This is a genomic window from Pseudomonas koreensis (assembly GCF_025447595.1).
GTDB classification, from domain to species: Bacteria; Pseudomonadota; Gammaproteobacteria; order Pseudomonadales; family Pseudomonadaceae; genus Aquipseudomonas; species Aquipseudomonas koreensis_H.
Window position 1 is genome coordinate 224,479 of record NZ_JAOEJU010000003.1, and the last position, 14,883, is coordinate 239,361.

General features: G+C 59.9%; 14 protein-coding genes. 5 read left to right on the forward strand and 9 right to left on the reverse strand.

Features of this window, described 5'->3' with window-relative positions; all coding sequences use genetic code 11:
- Positions 1-66: 66 nt before the first annotated feature.
- Positions 67-1,491, reverse strand: coding sequence for an aldehyde dehydrogenase (gene aldA, locus N8H71_RS06730; RefSeq protein ID WP_262193493.1), 1,425 nt, complete (start codon positions 1,489-1,491; stop codon positions 67-69).
- A gap of 107 nt (positions 1,492-1,598) precedes the next feature.
- The gene (locus N8H71_RS06735) at positions 1,599-2,531 is read right to left on the reverse strand and encodes a LysR substrate-binding domain-containing protein (protein WP_262193385.1); all 933 of its coding nucleotides are present in this window, start codon (positions 2,529-2,531) and stop codon (positions 1,599-1,601) included.
- Between the two features lie 185 nt (positions 2,532-2,716).
- Here N8H71_RS06735 and N8H71_RS06740 point away from each other — a divergent pair, with 185 nt between their 5' ends.
- A complete protein-coding gene (locus N8H71_RS06740; RefSeq protein ID WP_262193386.1) occupies positions 2,717-3,895 on the forward strand; it encodes a hypothetical protein in 1,179 nt (392 codons plus the stop codon).
- A 202-nt stretch (positions 3,896-4,097) separates the two neighbouring features.
- Positions 4,098-4,973 (forward strand): LysR substrate-binding domain-containing protein, encoded by an 876-nt coding sequence (locus N8H71_RS06745; protein WP_262193387.1) that lies wholly within the window; start codon positions 4,098-4,100, stop codon positions 4,971-4,973.
- Between the two features lie 39 nt (positions 4,974-5,012).
- Here the strand turns inward: N8H71_RS06745 and N8H71_RS06750 are convergent, their stop codons facing one another.
- The 6 genes from N8H71_RS06750 to N8H71_RS06775 all read right to left on the reverse strand — a co-directional run bounded on the left by N8H71_RS06750 (position 5,013) and on the right by N8H71_RS06775 (position 12,096).
- A complete protein-coding gene (locus N8H71_RS06750; RefSeq protein WP_262193388.1) occupies positions 5,013-6,545 on the reverse strand; it encodes a hypothetical protein in 1,533 nt (510 codons plus the stop codon).
- A 224-nt stretch (positions 6,546-6,769) separates the two neighbouring features.
- A complete protein-coding gene (locus N8H71_RS06755) occupies positions 6,770-8,134 on the reverse strand; it encodes an MFS transporter (protein WP_262193389.1) in 1,365 nt (454 codons plus the stop codon).
- Between the two features lie 157 nt (positions 8,135-8,291).
- The gene (locus N8H71_RS06760; RefSeq protein ID WP_262193390.1) at positions 8,292-9,725 is read right to left on the reverse strand and encodes an NAD-dependent succinate-semialdehyde dehydrogenase; all 1,434 of its coding nucleotides are present in this window, start codon (positions 9,723-9,725) and stop codon (positions 8,292-8,294) included.
- Positions 9,722-10,756 carry an aldo/keto reductase gene (locus N8H71_RS06765; RefSeq protein WP_207983053.1) on the reverse strand — a complete coding sequence of 345 codons (1,035 nt, stop codon included), beginning with the start codon at positions 10,754-10,756 and terminating at the stop codon, positions 9,722-9,724. The genes N8H71_RS06760 and N8H71_RS06765 overlap by 4 nt, the downstream gene beginning before the upstream one ends.
- Positions 10,757-10,766: 10 nt before the next feature.
- Positions 10,767-11,279, reverse strand: coding sequence for a formaldehyde-activating enzyme (gene fae / locus N8H71_RS06770; protein WP_262193391.1), 513 nt, complete (start codon positions 11,277-11,279; stop codon positions 10,767-10,769).
- Between the two features lie 250 nt (positions 11,280-11,529).
- Entirely contained in the window at positions 11,530-12,096 is a 567-nt protein-coding gene (locus N8H71_RS06775) for a MarR family winged helix-turn-helix transcriptional regulator (RefSeq protein WP_262193392.1), read from the reverse strand.
- 117 nt (positions 12,097-12,213) lie between these two features.
- Between N8H71_RS06775 and N8H71_RS06780 the strand changes: the two genes are divergently transcribed.
- Genes N8H71_RS06780 through N8H71_RS06790 form a run of 3 tightly spaced genes read left to right on the forward strand, consistent with a single transcriptional unit; the run spans position 12,214 to position 13,494 of the window.
- On the forward strand, positions 12,214-12,954 hold the full coding sequence (locus tag N8H71_RS06780; protein WP_262193393.1) for a hypothetical protein: 741 nt from the start codon (positions 12,214-12,216) through the stop codon (positions 12,952-12,954).
- A complete protein-coding gene (locus N8H71_RS06785) occupies positions 12,954-13,211 on the forward strand; it encodes a DUF2024 family protein (protein ID WP_262193394.1) in 258 nt (85 codons plus the stop codon). The genes N8H71_RS06780 and N8H71_RS06785 overlap by 1 nt, the downstream gene beginning before the upstream one ends.
- Before the next feature lie 4 nt (positions 13,212-13,215).
- Positions 13,216-13,494: a Rho-binding antiterminator gene (locus tag N8H71_RS06790; RefSeq protein WP_262193395.1), complete on the forward strand. Its 279-nt coding sequence runs from the start codon at positions 13,216-13,218 to the stop codon at positions 13,492-13,494.
- Between the two features lie 55 nt (positions 13,495-13,549).
- Here the strand turns inward: N8H71_RS06790 and N8H71_RS06795 are convergent, their stop codons facing one another.
- On the reverse strand, positions 13,550-14,755 hold the full coding sequence (locus tag N8H71_RS06795) for an NAD(P)/FAD-dependent oxidoreductase (protein WP_262193396.1): 1,206 nt from the start codon (positions 14,753-14,755) through the stop codon (positions 13,550-13,552).
- Positions 14,756-14,883: the final 128 nt, after the last annotated feature.

Below are 14,883 nucleotides of genomic sequence, written 5' to 3' on the forward strand. Positions count from 1 at the left end.
GACCCGTGCTCCGGGCGCCCCTGATAATTGTTTTTATAGGTGTAGCGTGAGGCGTGATGCGGTGGATCAGTACTTCATGACCACGAGTCGGGTCTGGGTGAATTCGAGCATGCCGTGCTTGCCGTCATCGCCGCCCAGGCCCGAGCGTTTCCAGCCGGCGTGGTAGCCCTGGTACGGATCGGCCGGCGTGCGATTGACGTACAACTCGCCGGCTTCGATGGCGTTGGCGACCTTCTGCGCGGTGCGGTAGTTCTCGGTGTACAGCACCGACGACAGGCCGAACTGGTGGTCGTTGGCCATGGCCAGCGCTTCGTCGATGTCGCGGTACTTGAGCACCGGCAACACCGGGCCGAAGATTTCTTCCTGGACGATTTCCATGTCCTGGCGGCAACCGCTGAGCAGCGTTGGCGGGTAGAAATGTCCCGGGCCTTCGGGCAGCACACCGCCGCTTTCGAGGACGGCACCTTCTGCAATCGCGCGCTCGACCATGGCGTGAATGTTCTTCTGCGAACTGGCGTTGACCAGCGGGCCCATCAGGCTCGCGTCGGTGGCGCGGTCGCCGAACTTCACGGCGGCGATCTTCGCTTTGAGCAATGCGAGGAAGTGGTCGTGAACGCTTTCCTGCACGTAGACCCGCTCCACCGCCGTACACAACTGGCCGCAGTGAGTGGTCTTGGAGGCGATGATTGCGCTGGCGGCGGCTTCAAGATCGGCGTCGGCCTCGATGATTGCCGGAGTCTTGCCGCCCAGCTCCAGCGACGGCTTGGCGATGTTGGCCTTGCAGTAGTCGAGGACGATGCGCCCGGCGTTGACGCTGCCGGTCAGGGTGATCAGGCCCACGGCTTTATGGGTGCAAACCGCTGCGGCGGTGGCGTGATCCATGGTCAGGATATTGATTACACCAGCCGGCATGCCCGATTGCTCCACCGCTTTGGCAATTTCGAACGCCGACGTCGGGGTGTTGTTGCTCGGACGCACCACCACGGTGTTGCCGGCAATCAGCGCCGGCGCGATTTTGCGCAACAGGGTGTAGACCGGATAGTTGAACGGAATCAGGCACGCAACGACGCCAATCGGCTCGCGGTGCAGGAACAGGTTTTCGTCAGGGCTGTCGCTGGGAATGATCTCGCCTTCGATGCGGCGCGCCCATTCAGCGTGGTAACGGGTGATCTGCGCGGCATAACGAGCTTCGTTGCTGGCGTCGCTCAGGCTTTTGCCGGACTCGGCGGCCAGGGCGGCGCCGATGGCTTCAGCGCGATCTTCAAGGGCCACCGCAAACGCTCGCAGGTGCTCGGCGCGTTCGATGCTGGTGAGTTTGCCCCAGACTTTCTGCGCTGCTGCGGCGGCATCGACTGCCGCCGTGGCCTCTTCGGCAGTGGCGGCCGATACCTGGCCGATCAACGCTTCGGTGGCCGGGTTGTAGACCGCGATCAGCGCCGCGCTGGCCGGCTCGATGAAGTGGCCGTTAACAAAATTTCGCTCGACTCGCATGTGCATCGCCCATCGTTTGTTTTTATCGATGGCGCCAGTCTTGTCATCGACAGCGGGTTCAACAAACGATTTATCCGGCGATCAAACATTCGAAAAAGGCACGTTACTCAGAAAATCGCCTTCGAAGGCTCAAGCTGGCGCTGCGCCAGCCAGATTTCTTCCTGCAACCACTGACTGAACGCCTGTAATTGCGGCATCTGCGTCTGTTCCGGACGAGTCACCAGCCAGTAGGACTGGTGCCCTTCGACGTGGACGTTATGCACCTGGGTCAACTGCCCGCTGGCCAGCTCCGAGGCGACCATGTGCCAGTCAGCAATGGTGATCCCCAGACCATCGACCGCCGCTTGTATGGCCAGGTCCAGCAGGTCGAATTCATAACCGCCCTGGGTATCGACACCCGTGATGCGCGCCGCGTCGAGCCAGTGCTTCCAGGTCAGGTAGCGCTGATCCTCCCGGGCCAGCACATGCAGCAGGGTCAGGCGATTGAGGTCGATGCCCTGCTCGCCGCCCTCCCGCGCATACAGAGTCGGCGCGCACACCGCGATATGCCGTTCCTGAATCAGCAGCGAACTGTCGAGCCCGTCCCACTCGCCGTCGCCAAAACGGATCGCGCAATCGAGGGTGCTGGTTTCCGCGAGGCTGTCCTGCAAGCGTGTGGTGATGCTCAGTTCCAGTTCCGGATGCTGCTCGCGCAAGCGCCCGAGGCGTGGCATCAACCAGCGGCTGGTGAAGGTGGGCGGCGCATTGATGTGCAGGCGATTGGCGTGGGTTTTCTGCTGGATGCTGCGCACCGTCAGCTCGATCTTGTCGAACGACTGATGCAGCGCCCGCAGCAGAATCTTGCCGGCACCGGTCAGTTCGAGATGGTGATGACGGCGTTCCAGCAGGCTCTCGCCGAGCTGTTCTTCCAGCTGCCGCACCTGACGACTGACCGCGCTCTGGGTGACATTGAGCAACTCGGCGGCGCGGGTAAAACTGCCGGTGCTGCCGGCCACTTCGAATGCTTTGAGTGCATTCAGGCCGGGCATTTTGCGTTTCATACAAGGCACTCGAAAACCACTGACAAGGCGCAAAGCATCCCACGACATTGGCGAATTGTCCTACAGGATTTTCCGAGTAACATGCATTCGATGCAGGTTTCCCCACCGTTTTTATCGTTTGTTCAACCTGCGGCGGATGGCAAAACTGCGCGGCATCTCTAATAAAAACAATCGAGAGCCGCTCCATGCCCTTCCCTGCATCTTTGCGCCTGCGCACCACCTCCATCGCTCTGTTCTGCAGCTTTGCCGCCCCGGCCATGGCGGTCCAGGTCACCGACAATCTCGACCTTGGCGGCGCCATTCGTGCCCGTTGGGACGTGGACCCGGATCGCGATATTCAGAAGTTCGGCCTCGACACGGTGTTCCTCAGCGCCAAATACAACTCCGACACCTGGATCGGCGAAGCGCAATACCGCTTCTACGGTCGCTCCTACCCGTACCAGTACACCAAGGACTACGGCGATATCCGCTTCGCCAAGTTCGCGTGGGTCGGCTACAAGCTCAACCCGGATCAGCAAGTGCAAGTGGGGCTGAACACCGTGCCGTTCGGCTTGCAGCCGTACTTCGGCAGCACCTTCTACGAAACCCTGGGCAATGTCATCGGTCTGGAAGACGTGCAACAGGTCGGTGCCAAGTACATCCAGCAAAGCGGCGACTGGAACCTTCAGGCCGGTTATTACCTGCGTCCGGCCTGGCAAGGCAAAGGCACCAGCAAAGGCGTCACCTACTCCAGCGTCGTGTCGGGTGCCGACAGTTACGTGGCCGACGGCAGTGACAACCAGGAACGCAACACCGTGGTGCTGCGCGTGGCCAGGTCGCTGGATCTGGGGTCGTGGAAATCCGAAGTCGGGATCTCCGGCCTGACCTCGACCCTCGAAAACAAGGACACCGACAACGATGGCCGACGCAACGCCGTGGCCGTGCATTACCTCGGCAAGAACGGCCCGTGGGGCGTGCAGTTGCAGGCGGCGCGGCAGCAGATGTCGCCACGCAACGCCGGCACCGATGAACTGGTGACGCTCGGCGGTTACGACGGCACTTACAACGTCGCCAGTCGCGGCAATCTGTATGTGGCTGATCTGAGTTACGACGTGGGTGGAAAATACCTGTTCGACCAGATCAGCGGGATCAAGCTGTACGCCAACTACAGCGCGTTCGACAAGTCTGCCAGCGGGTTCAAGACGTCTGAACGAATGATCCTTGGCACCTCGTTTTCCGTGAGTAAATTGTGGGTTGCCACGGAATGGCTGTTCGGCAAGAACGATCCGTACATCGGGGGCAGCAGCTACACCCAGAGCCTTGGCGCGGGTGGGCTGGATCAGTGGGAAAACCAGTTATATGTGAACGTCGGTTACTACTTCTGATCCAGCTTCGTTTTCGCCCTTCAAATTGCTATCGCGAGCAAGCTCGCTCCCACAGTGGATTTGTGTTGTACACAGAACCTGTGGGAGCGAGCTTGCTCGCGAATGCGCCTGCCCAAACAACACTTGCATCCGCCCATCACCGATAGTCAGATAGGCCCATCTCAAAACAACAAAAAACCGCCCGATCCGGAGTCCCGCCTCCATGCGCCAACTGCCCTCGCTCAACACCCTGCGCGTGTTCGAAGAAGTCGCCCGTCATCGCAGTTTCAGCCAGGCCGCCATCGGGCTGAACGTCACCCAGGGCGCGGTCAGTCGCCAGATCAAACAGCTTGAAGACTACCTTGGCGTTGCGCTGTTCGTGCGCACGCCTCAAGGGCTGTCGCTGACCGAAGCCGGCAGCAATCTCTCCCCGCACCTGGCCGAAGCCTTCGACCACATCGAACGCGCCTTGCAGGCCGTGCGCGTGCCCAATCTGCGCCAGCGTTTGAAAGTGCTCGCACCGCCGACCTGGGCCACGCGCTGGCTGTCGCCGCACCTGCGTGCGTTCTGCCAGCGTTACCCGGACATCAACCTCAGCGTGACCAACCAGATCGGCCACGACAGCCTCACGGAAGTCGATTGCCACATCCGCTTCGGCCTCGCGGCAGCGCCCCACTGCGCCAGTCAGTTGCTGGTGATGGAACGGCACATCGCGGTGGCCAGCCCGGAGCTGTTCAACGGCGATCAACCGCCGGACCTGCGGCAATTTCCAATGCTGCACATCCTGCACGACGGCAAGCGCTTGAAGGTCTGGGAGAACTGGTTGGCGGCCATGGGTCGGGATGACATCGATGCCGGGCAAGGGCTGGAATTCAGCACCCTGGATCAGGTGATCCATACCGCACTGGCCGGTGGTGGCCTCGCGGTAATCGACCGGCAGATGATCGAAAAGGAACTGGCCAACGGCAGCCTGCTGCCGATCACCCCGATTGAGGTGATCGGCCCTTACGGGTATTGGCTGGATGTGGCGAATGACAAGCAGGGGTTGTCGAAAGTCAGGCTGTTTACCGAGTGGTTGAGCCTCGTCAGCAATCCTTGACACACAAACCGATGTCTCTCGAAATCTGAAAGCTGGGTGTTACTCATCGCCCGGCAGTTCGATCCGCAGGTATTCCAGCCTCAATCGAAACTCATCATTCAATCGCTGCAGAAATTTTTCAGTGACCGGATCAAGTTCAGGCTCGGCGACAATAACCAGTTTTTCCGGTTCAAATCTGCCGGACCGAAAGGCGTACTCGAGTAGCTGTCCCATCGCCTGTCGAACGGCGCTGGCGGCGGTCAACGCGACTTTGATTTCATACAGGATGCATTGACTGTCGCTCAGGCGTACTAAGGCATCCGCATATCCGCCCGATCCGGTTGCTTGCTCCGTTTTGACGAAGCCCCGCCCATACTGCGCAGACAACAAGCCGTACAGGTGCGTTTGAAGCCGGTTGTGGCGCAACAGAACCTGACGCGAAGTGGCAGGCAAGTCGACTATTGTCGACTCAGGACGCTCTCGATGGCCTGGAGTGAACGGAACTCTCTGATTCGCATCACCCAGTTGCTCATAGACAAACCAGGGAAACATGCTACGAAAAATGTTTTCACCGTCAAAGGTATCGATCAGATTCATATGGGACATTAGTGCCTGAGCTTTTGATGCCCAATTCCCACCAGGCATGGTCAATCCGGTATGGAAGCTGAACCATCCAAGCACCTTTTCCAGCTTTTCCTCTACGACCAATGTGGGATAACGCTCTGGATGAATAGCCGCAAATGCTCGGGCAATCAGCAACATTGGCAGCTTTGGAATCATCTTTTCATCACGCCACTCCTCCATCATGGTCACCACCCTGTAAAAACTCTCAGGGCTGCCGTCCATTGCAATGTCATGAGTCAGTGCCTCAAATTGCGCGCGCAAAGCATGAATCACCGGTAATCCAAGTACGCCCTGAGCCGCGTTACTGACGCCGTTGTCTCCCTCAGACCAAATCAGATCGACCACATCTGCAACTTGCCCGCTCAACAACGCCTGCCGAATAGTGCTGATCGTGTTGGCGTAATGCGGTCGCCAAACACTCTGAAATCTATTTGCAGGGTCTTTGAAACCTTCAATAAGCATGAGCGCTTCGGCGTCAGGAAGAGGCATACCCGTGCTGATTGAACCCCCATTGACGGGACCGTGCCAGTCGCGTCTGACGCCAGCAAGCCGAGCTCTTGCTGCGGTGACGGCCCGATCAGAAAACTCTTGCGGAAATCGATCAATAATAGCTTCGAAACTTTGCGCTCCAAGCCCTGCCTCCGATAGCACCGTATATCCAATGGATGGATTTGGGGCGAGCACCATGCGCTCGGCAGCAAGCAGAGCCCCATGATCGCGCATCATCTTCCGGGTTCGACTCGCCCGATATACTTTACCGCTCACCTTTCCTTGCTGATCTTCATAGGCATAGAGAGCTAGTGCGATGGCAATCTCAGCAGGCGTGGAATATCCATCTTCTCGCGCCTGTAGCTCCAGTGCGCGGTCGAGCGCCTTAGCTTCAGCGACAGAATCGCCAAGACGCTTGGCATTTGCGGCAAAAACTTTCGCTTCCCTTGACGTTTTAATTCGAGCAATGGTTCCGTCCAAAACATAACTCCTGCGAATGGCAAAGCGTTGAAATCCGACGGTGCCAACGTTACGCCTTTATGAGCAGCCCTTGCAGTTGAATTTTGTGATCATCACGAGTTCCACGAACGGTGCAGATTTGCAGCAGTGAAATTGCCCGCAAAAGGGTGTGTCAGTCAGTATCCCGTCAACTGAAGCACTGCATTCGCGAGCAAGCTCACCCAATAGGGACTTATGCTATTTGTTTAAATCGGAACAGCAGCCTTGGTAGCTACGACCATGGATCCCTCCACCGGACTCTGCGCCTTGCACGCCTGACTCAACGTCAACGACTTGGTCTCCGGCGCCCACGCCCAGGACAGCAACGCGCCAATCGCCAGGATCGCCGCAAGAATCCCCATCGTCGGGCTCAAGCCAATCCCCGCCACACTCACCGGCAACAGGAACGTACTGACCGCCGAACCCAGACGACTCACCGCCGTCGCCAGGCCAATTCCGCTGGCCCGCACTTCCGTCGGGAAGCTCTCCGCCGGGAACACACCCACCAGGTTGCTTACCGCCGACAGCACCAGGGTGAACACGCCGAACACCAGCACCATCAGCCATGCCGCGCTGCCCGGCAACACCGCCAGCAGAAACAACGCCACCGCCAGAATGATGAACGAATTGATCAGGAACCCGCGCCGGGTGAATTTGATCGTGCACCAAATGCCGATCAACGCGCCGAGGATCAGCAGCATGTTGAGCATCAGCTCGGTGCCGAAGCCTTCGGCCAGGCCCATCTTCTGCAGGATTGACGGCAGGAAGGTGTAGATGGCGAAGTACGGCATGACGATGCAGACGAAGAACAGGCAGTTGAACGCTGTACGCTTGCGGTATTCGCGGCTGAACAGCACCGCGTAGCCCGAGCGGGTTTCGCTGGAGCGGGTTTCATCCAGCTCGACGTTATCGCCCAGGTGTTTTTTGACGATGGCGCGGGCTTCGGCCACCCGGCCCTGATTGACCAGCCAGCGCGGTGATTCCGGCGTGCCGATGCGGGCGATCAGAATCAACGCGGCAGGGATCGCCGACGACGCCAGCATCCAGCGCCAGGCATCGTCACCGAGGCTGAGCATGGCGGTGCCGACGAAGGTCGCTGCAACATAGCCGAAGGTCCAGATCACGCTGAACGAACCCAGCAGCACACCGCGATGTTTCTTCGGCGCGAACTCGGCGAGCATCGCGTGGCCGACGCTGAAATCACCGCCCAGACCGATGCCGATCAGCACCCGGCAGAGAAACAGGCTCATGGCGGTTTCGACGTAGAACTGCATCACCGAAGCGATAGTGATCAGCACGAAACTGACCAGGAAGATTTTCTGCCGGCCGACCTTGTCCGAGATCCAGCCGAAAAACAGACTGCCGAGAAACAGGCCGATCAACGCCGATGCGCCGATCAGGCCCTGCCAGAACGCATCGAGCTGCATCTGCGGGCTGAGCAAGGTGAACGCGATGCCGATCAGGCCAAGGATGTAGCCGTCGGTGAAGTGCGCGCCGAAGGTCAGGCCAGCGATCTTGATATGGAAGCGCCCGATGGGCAGGTCATCGATCTTTACGGGTTGAGCGGACATGTTCGTCTCCAATTGTTGTTATTGACGGAGAAACGGAAAGCTCTTGCAGTTCATTGTGGGAGCGAGCCTGCTCGCGAAGCGGAGTGTCAGCTGACAGAAGTGCCAACTGACCCGACGCCATCGCGAGCAAGCTCGCTCCCACAGGATTCGGGCAGGCTTACAAACCACCCATCAACAGGTATTTGATCTCCAGATAGTCATCCAGACCGTACTTCGAACCTTCACGCCCAAGGCCCGATTCCTTGATGCCACCGAACGGCGCCACCTCCGTGGAGATGATTCCTTCGTTGATGCCGACCATTCCGGCCTCCAGCCCTTCGGCCACGCGCCATACGCGGCCGATGTCGCGGCTGTAGAGGTACGCCGACAGACCGAACGGCGTGTCATTGGCCCGCGCCAGCACTTCGGCTTCGTCCTTGAAGCGGAAGCACGCGGCCACCGGACCGAAGGTTTCGTCCTGGGCGATGAGCATGTCGCCGTTGGCTTCGGTGAGGATGGTCGGTTCGTAGAACGTGCCGCCCAGCGCATGACGACGACCGCCGCACAACAGCGTGGCGCCCTTCTCCAGCGCATCGCTGACGTGGGCTTCGACTTTGGCCAACGCGGCGGCGTTGATCAGCGGACCTTGCTCGGTCTCACCGTCCAATGCACTGCCCACGCGCATCGCCGCCACGGCTTCGGCGAGTTTGCCGGTGAAGGCTTCGTAGACGCCGTCCTGAATGAAGAAGCGGTTGACGCACACGCAGGTCTGCCCGGTGTTGCGGAATTTCGAGGCCATCGCGCCTTTCACGGCCGCGTCGATGTCGGCGTCGTCGAAGACAATGAACGGCGCGTTGCCGCCCAGTTCCAGCGAGACCTTTTTCAGGGTGTCGGCGGCCTGACGCATCAGCAGTTTGCCGGTGCGGGTCGAGCCGGTGAACGACAGCTTGCGCACCACGCTGGACGCTTGCAGCGCGCCGCCGATGGCCACCGCGTCGCCGGAAACGATGTTGAACACACCGGCCGGAATCCCGGCCTGCTCGGCCAGCACCGCCAGAGCAAACGCTGACAGTGGCGTTTCTTCCGAGGGTTTCAGGATCATCGTGCAACCCGCCGCCAGCGCCGGGCCGACCTTGCGGGTGACCATCGCCAGCGGGAAGTTCCAAGGAGTAATCGCCGCAACCACGCCAATGGCTTCCTTGGTCACGATGATCCGCGCATCGGCCTTGTGGCTCGGGATCACATCACCGTACGCACGCTTGGCTTCTTCACCGAACCACTCGAGAAAACTGGCGGCGTAGACCACTTCGCCCTTCGCCTCGGCCAGTGGTTTGCCTTGTTCGCGGCTGAGCAAGGTCGCCAGTTCCTGCTGGTTGGCGAGCATCAGATCGCTCCAGCGTTTCAGGCGCTGGCTGCGCTCCTTGGCGGTGAGTTTGCGCCACGCCGGCAGGGCGCGATTGGCCGCTTCAATGGCGAGGTTGGTTTCCTCGGTACCGGCCTTCTGAACATCGGTGATCAACTCACCATTGGCCGGATTGCGCACCGGATAAGTCGCGCCGCCGCTGCCCCACTGGCCGTCGATGAAGTTGCCGTGACGAATCAACCCGCTCATGCCACCGCCCCCTGCAACGTGAAGCGCTCATGCCCCGGACGGGCGGTGCGCAGGATGCGTTTGCCGGCGGTGTAATCGTTGATCACGTCGCACGGGGTGTAGTTGCGTTCCAGCTCGTGCAGCTCTTCGGCATCCAGTTTGGTTTCCAACGCCGCCAGTGCGCTGTCGAACTGCGCGGTGGTGTCGGCGCCGACCAGCATGCAGTCCACACCTGGGTGATTGGCGACCCAGGCCTGGGCGATCTGCGCGTTCGACACTCCACGGGCACGGGCCACGCGCTGTACCGAATGAGCGATTTCGAACGAGGCTTCGTCGCTGTACATCTGCTGGGTGAAGAAGTCAGTTTGGTTGCGAGTCGATTGCACATCACCGGTCAACAGGCCACGGGCCAACGGGCTGAACACCGAAACACCGATGCCCTGATCGCGGCAGAACGGAATCATCTCGCGCTCTTCTTCGCGGTAGGCGCAGTTCAGTTGCAGCTGCATGTTGATCGGCTTGACCCAACCGTTGCGCTCGCAGGCCATGAGGATTTTCGCCAGTTGACCGGTGAGCATGGTCGAGACGCCGATATAGCGCGCCTTGCCGGAACGCACGATGTCATTCAGTGCGCCCATGGTTTCCTCGACCGGGGTGTTCACGTCGAAGTAATGCAGCATGAACACGTCGACGTAATCCATGTCCAGACGCTTCAGCGAGGCATCAATGCTGTCCATGATGTGCTTGCGCGAATGGCCGCTGGCATTGATGCCGTTGCGGGTGCCGTAGCCGACCTTGGTAGTGATCACCAGGTCTTCACGACGGGCCAGACGCTTGACGATGCGCCCCACCACTTCCTCGCCGACACCGGCGGAATAGAAGTCCGCCAGGTCGATGAAATTCACGCCGTTGTTCAGCGCGTGAGCGACGATCGGCTCGCTCTGTTTTTCATTGAAGATCCACGGTTTCCAGTCCGGGGTGCCCATGTTCATGGTGCCCAGGCACAGGCGGGAGACTTGCAGGCCGGAGTTGCCCAAACGAATGTATTGCATGGCGCGGACCTCAGGCTTTTGGCGTGTAGAAAGGGTTGCTGATGTGGTTGACCACATCCTTGAGCTGCGCGGTTTCCGGCTTGCAGGTCAGGGCGGCGCGTATCGCGGTGCGGCAGGCGTTGTAGTTGTTCAGGTAGACCGCATCGAGGTCGTCGCAGGCCGGGTTGACCCAGTTGGCGGTGACGATCGCCCATTCGTCTTCGGCTTCCGGTGGCAACGTGCCGTCGAGCAGCGCTTCGAGCACAGCCTTGGCGATGCCGGCCTGGGAAGCGCCCCACGTTGCATTGCCGTGCAAGTCGCTGCTGATGGCGGCCTTGTTGACGTACAGGGTCATCGGCTTGACCGGAATGTTCGGCTGGGCGATCACCATGAATGGGCAATGGCCCTGGCTCGGCGACGCCAGACTGTTGGCGAACGCCTGCCCCGCCGGACCATTACGCGGGCCGATCAGGATATTGATGTGCGCGGCGTTCACGCCCGGGCCTTCGAAACCTTCACCGATGTACAGGTCGAGTTCTTTCATCAGTCATTACTCTTTGCGATGCAGAGGGATTTTTTGGGGTGATCGACAGCTCACGCGGACCGAATGGCCAACGGGATCAATAACGGACGTGGGGAGACGCGAAGGGAGAATCGGGACATGGCTGCAAACGCTCTCTGGTTGTTATTGATGAGCTGTGTTTGCGATTTTTTAACACCGGGGATCGGGCCGGCCGTAACCATTAAAAATCATGGGGCAATGACTTTTAGTCATAGCCCCGGCGGGAGAGGATTCAGGCGGAGGTTTCGTCGGGCAGGCGATGCTCGCGACAGATCAGTTCGATTTCCGGCGGGGCCAACGCTTCGCCGGTCAATCCGCAGACGGCACCGGCAGTCGATGTCTGGTGGAAGCGACAAGTCCGGCAAAGCCCGTAACTCGGCACGTTTTCGCTGCGTTGAATGTTGCGCAGCAACTCCAGCAACAAGCCCTCCAGATCGCCGGCACGCGCGCCCATGCGTTGCGCGGCATTGCTCAGGAAATCCGGCGGCATCACTGCGTCGATCAGTTCGCGCGCAGCGGTCGTCAGTTCCAGATGCACGCTGCGCTTGTCTCGGGCGTCCGGAACCTTGGTCAGAAAACCATGGGTCTCCAGCGCCTTGAGCGACTGCGACACGGTGCCCTTGGTCAGGCCGAGGTAATCGGTGACCGCCAGCGGCGTATCCGAATAGCGGTTGCAACGCGCCAGGTAAAGCAGCGCGCTGAGTTGAATCGGTTGCAGTTCGGCCAGCAACGGGTGCTCGCGAAACCACACGCGGGTCAGGCTCGACAATCTTTCCAGCAGGTCAAACAACACGGTCATCGCCTGTTTCAATGGGATCGATAAATAGTATCGTTTAAAAACCTTATTGACAAAAAACAGTGCCACTTTAGGATTGCGGTGTCGATTCGAAACTTAAACCGCACATCGAGGCATCCCATGAAAAGCGCATTGGCATTGACCATCAGCACGCTTCTGGCAACACAAGCCTGGGCCCACGGACCAGAAGGCATTCACAGCGAACCCGGTAAAACCGAGGCCGCGTTCGACCTGGTTCACACTCGTGTTTTCAAGGACGGCAACACCCTGGTCTTCGAACAACTGGTCGATGGCAAGGCCGGCAGCCGCGTGCCGACCGCCAAGGGTTCATTCGCCGGCGCCGAGGTCTACAGCTACGTCTGGCCCACCAGCCTCGACAGCGGCGCCGTCGGTTTTGAAGCGAACTCCGGCATCCTCGCCCTCGCCTTGACCTCACACCCGGACTTCGATGACACCCCGCAGCTGGATGAAAACAAGGACGGCAAGAAGGACAACGATGGTGGCCTCTGGCACTCGCACTGGGTGGTCCTGAGCAAGGATGAAAGCTGCGGCCCCGGCGGCCTGAAAGTGCGCGATATCCCCAAGGACGCCAAACCGAAACTGCCTGCGACCTGGCCCGGCGCGCCGATTTACATCGACTCCCCCGGCTACGACCTGAGCGTGAAACAGAACGCCGCGCAGATCCGCGTGCCGCTGGCTGCCGTCGGTTTCCCGCAAAGCTTCAACTATGACGGCGTCACCGCAGCGTTGAAGGTCAATGCCGACCTGCACAACCCGTTGCTGTGTGTCAGCAGCGTCTACGACATCGCCTCGGGCAACCTCTCGCTGCCCGGCACCTGGAAAATGCAGGAGAGCCAATAATGTTCGTCAAAGTATTCGATACCCACGTGCGTACCAAAGATGGCCGCTATCTTCATTTCGACGTGCTGACCGATCGCGAAGCCGAAGCGGCGAAGGCTTACGCCCGGCAGTTCCTGATGGACAACGGTTTGCAGGACGAAGACATTTCCCAGAGCCAGTGCCTGTTCTGTCACAGCGAGCCGGCCAATCCGCAGGTCGCCGAGGCAATCGCCAAAGACGGCTATTTCATCATCACCCTGCAAGGTTTCGAGGAGTAACGCCGTGACCCGTTATCAGCCGTTGAACTGTGATCTGCACGACTACCTGGAAATTGCCTGCCTGCGCGGCTATCAGCTGGACATCGAGCTGGTCGACGGCCATCGGCTGATGGCCCGGGCCGTGACCACGCGAACCAGCAGTGACAAGGAAGAATTCCTGGTGATCGAGCAACACGGCGCGCAACAGGAAATTCGCCTGGACCAACTACTCGCCATCACACCTCAGGAGGCCAACGCCGAGTTCGGTCGGGTGGTTCTTGCCGGAGGGGTTTGCGGAATCTGAACGAAAAAAATCCCGCCCGGCATCAACCGGGCGGGATTTTCTGTAACACGCCGTTTTACGCGACGACGGGGATCATCGGATCCGCAGCGGCCAGCGCGATGGCACGGTCAGCCGCCGGTGGGTAGATCCATTGGGTATTGATCTGGGTCTTGAGCGATTTACCCTCCTCCTTGACCAGTTTCACCTGACGATCCCAGCCTTCGGTGTAAACCGCACCCCAGGCACCGAGGTCGAGACAGGTCACGTACTTCGGCTGGCTGTACGGCGTCGGGTCGACACCCAGAATCTGCGCCGCGACGTTGTTGCCGGCGTGACGACCGAGGGAAATCGCGTGCTGGCACGTCATCAGGGCGAAGTTGCCGATGTCGTCGGTAGCCGCGTAAGCCACGTCGCCGGTGGCGAAGATGTCGTCCTGGCCGATGACTTTCAGGTTGGCATCAACGTGCAGACGGCCCTGGCGATCACGCTCGGCAGGAATCTGCTCGGTCAGGGAGCTGGCACGCACACCGGTGGTCCAGACCACGGTTTTTGCCTCGATGCGCTGGCCGTCCGACAGGGTCACGCCGTTTTCATCGACCGACAGCACCGACACACCCAGTCGCCATTCGACGCCCAACTCTTCGCTTGCTTCGGCAATCGACACGCTGATCGCTTCACCCATGGAGGCGCCGACTTTCTGTGCACGGTCAACGATGATCACTTGAATGTCCGCATCGTTACCCAGCACGGCCCGTAGACGCGCCGGCATTTCAGTGGCGGTTTCGATCCCGGTGAAACCACCGCCGGCGACGACCACAGTGTTGCGTGCCTTGCTTTCAGGCTGACCGATCAGCGACTCCAGGTGGCTTTCCAGGCGGATGGCGGCTTCGATCTGATCGACGTCAAACGCGTATTGCGCCACGCCCGGGGTATCCGGCAGGGCCAGACCGCTGCCGGAGGCCAACACCAGCTTGTCGAAGTTGAACACCTGTTGCACACCGGCTGCGTCGGTGTAGCCCACCGTTTTTGCCTGCACGTCGATGGTGTTCGCCGCGCCTTTGATGAAGTTGACGCCGACCGCGTCGAACAGATCGCCCAAGGGCGCTGCCAGCGTGTGGGCATTAGGCTCATAGAAACGTGGGCGAACGCGCAGCTCGGCTTGCGGCGCCAACACGGTTACGTCGATGTTGTCCCGATTGTGAATGTCGACCAGACGCGTGGCGCTCAACGCCGTCCACATGCCACCGAAACCTGCGCCGATTACCAGAATGTGCTGTTTCATTGTTCTCTCCAGGCACGAAGCCAAGTCACTGAATGAGGTTGAAGGATTCACATCATCGGGAGCGGACACGTCTGTATTTTTTCAAGAACGCGGAGGGCTGCTCACCTGATAACGGCGACTGTATTGGT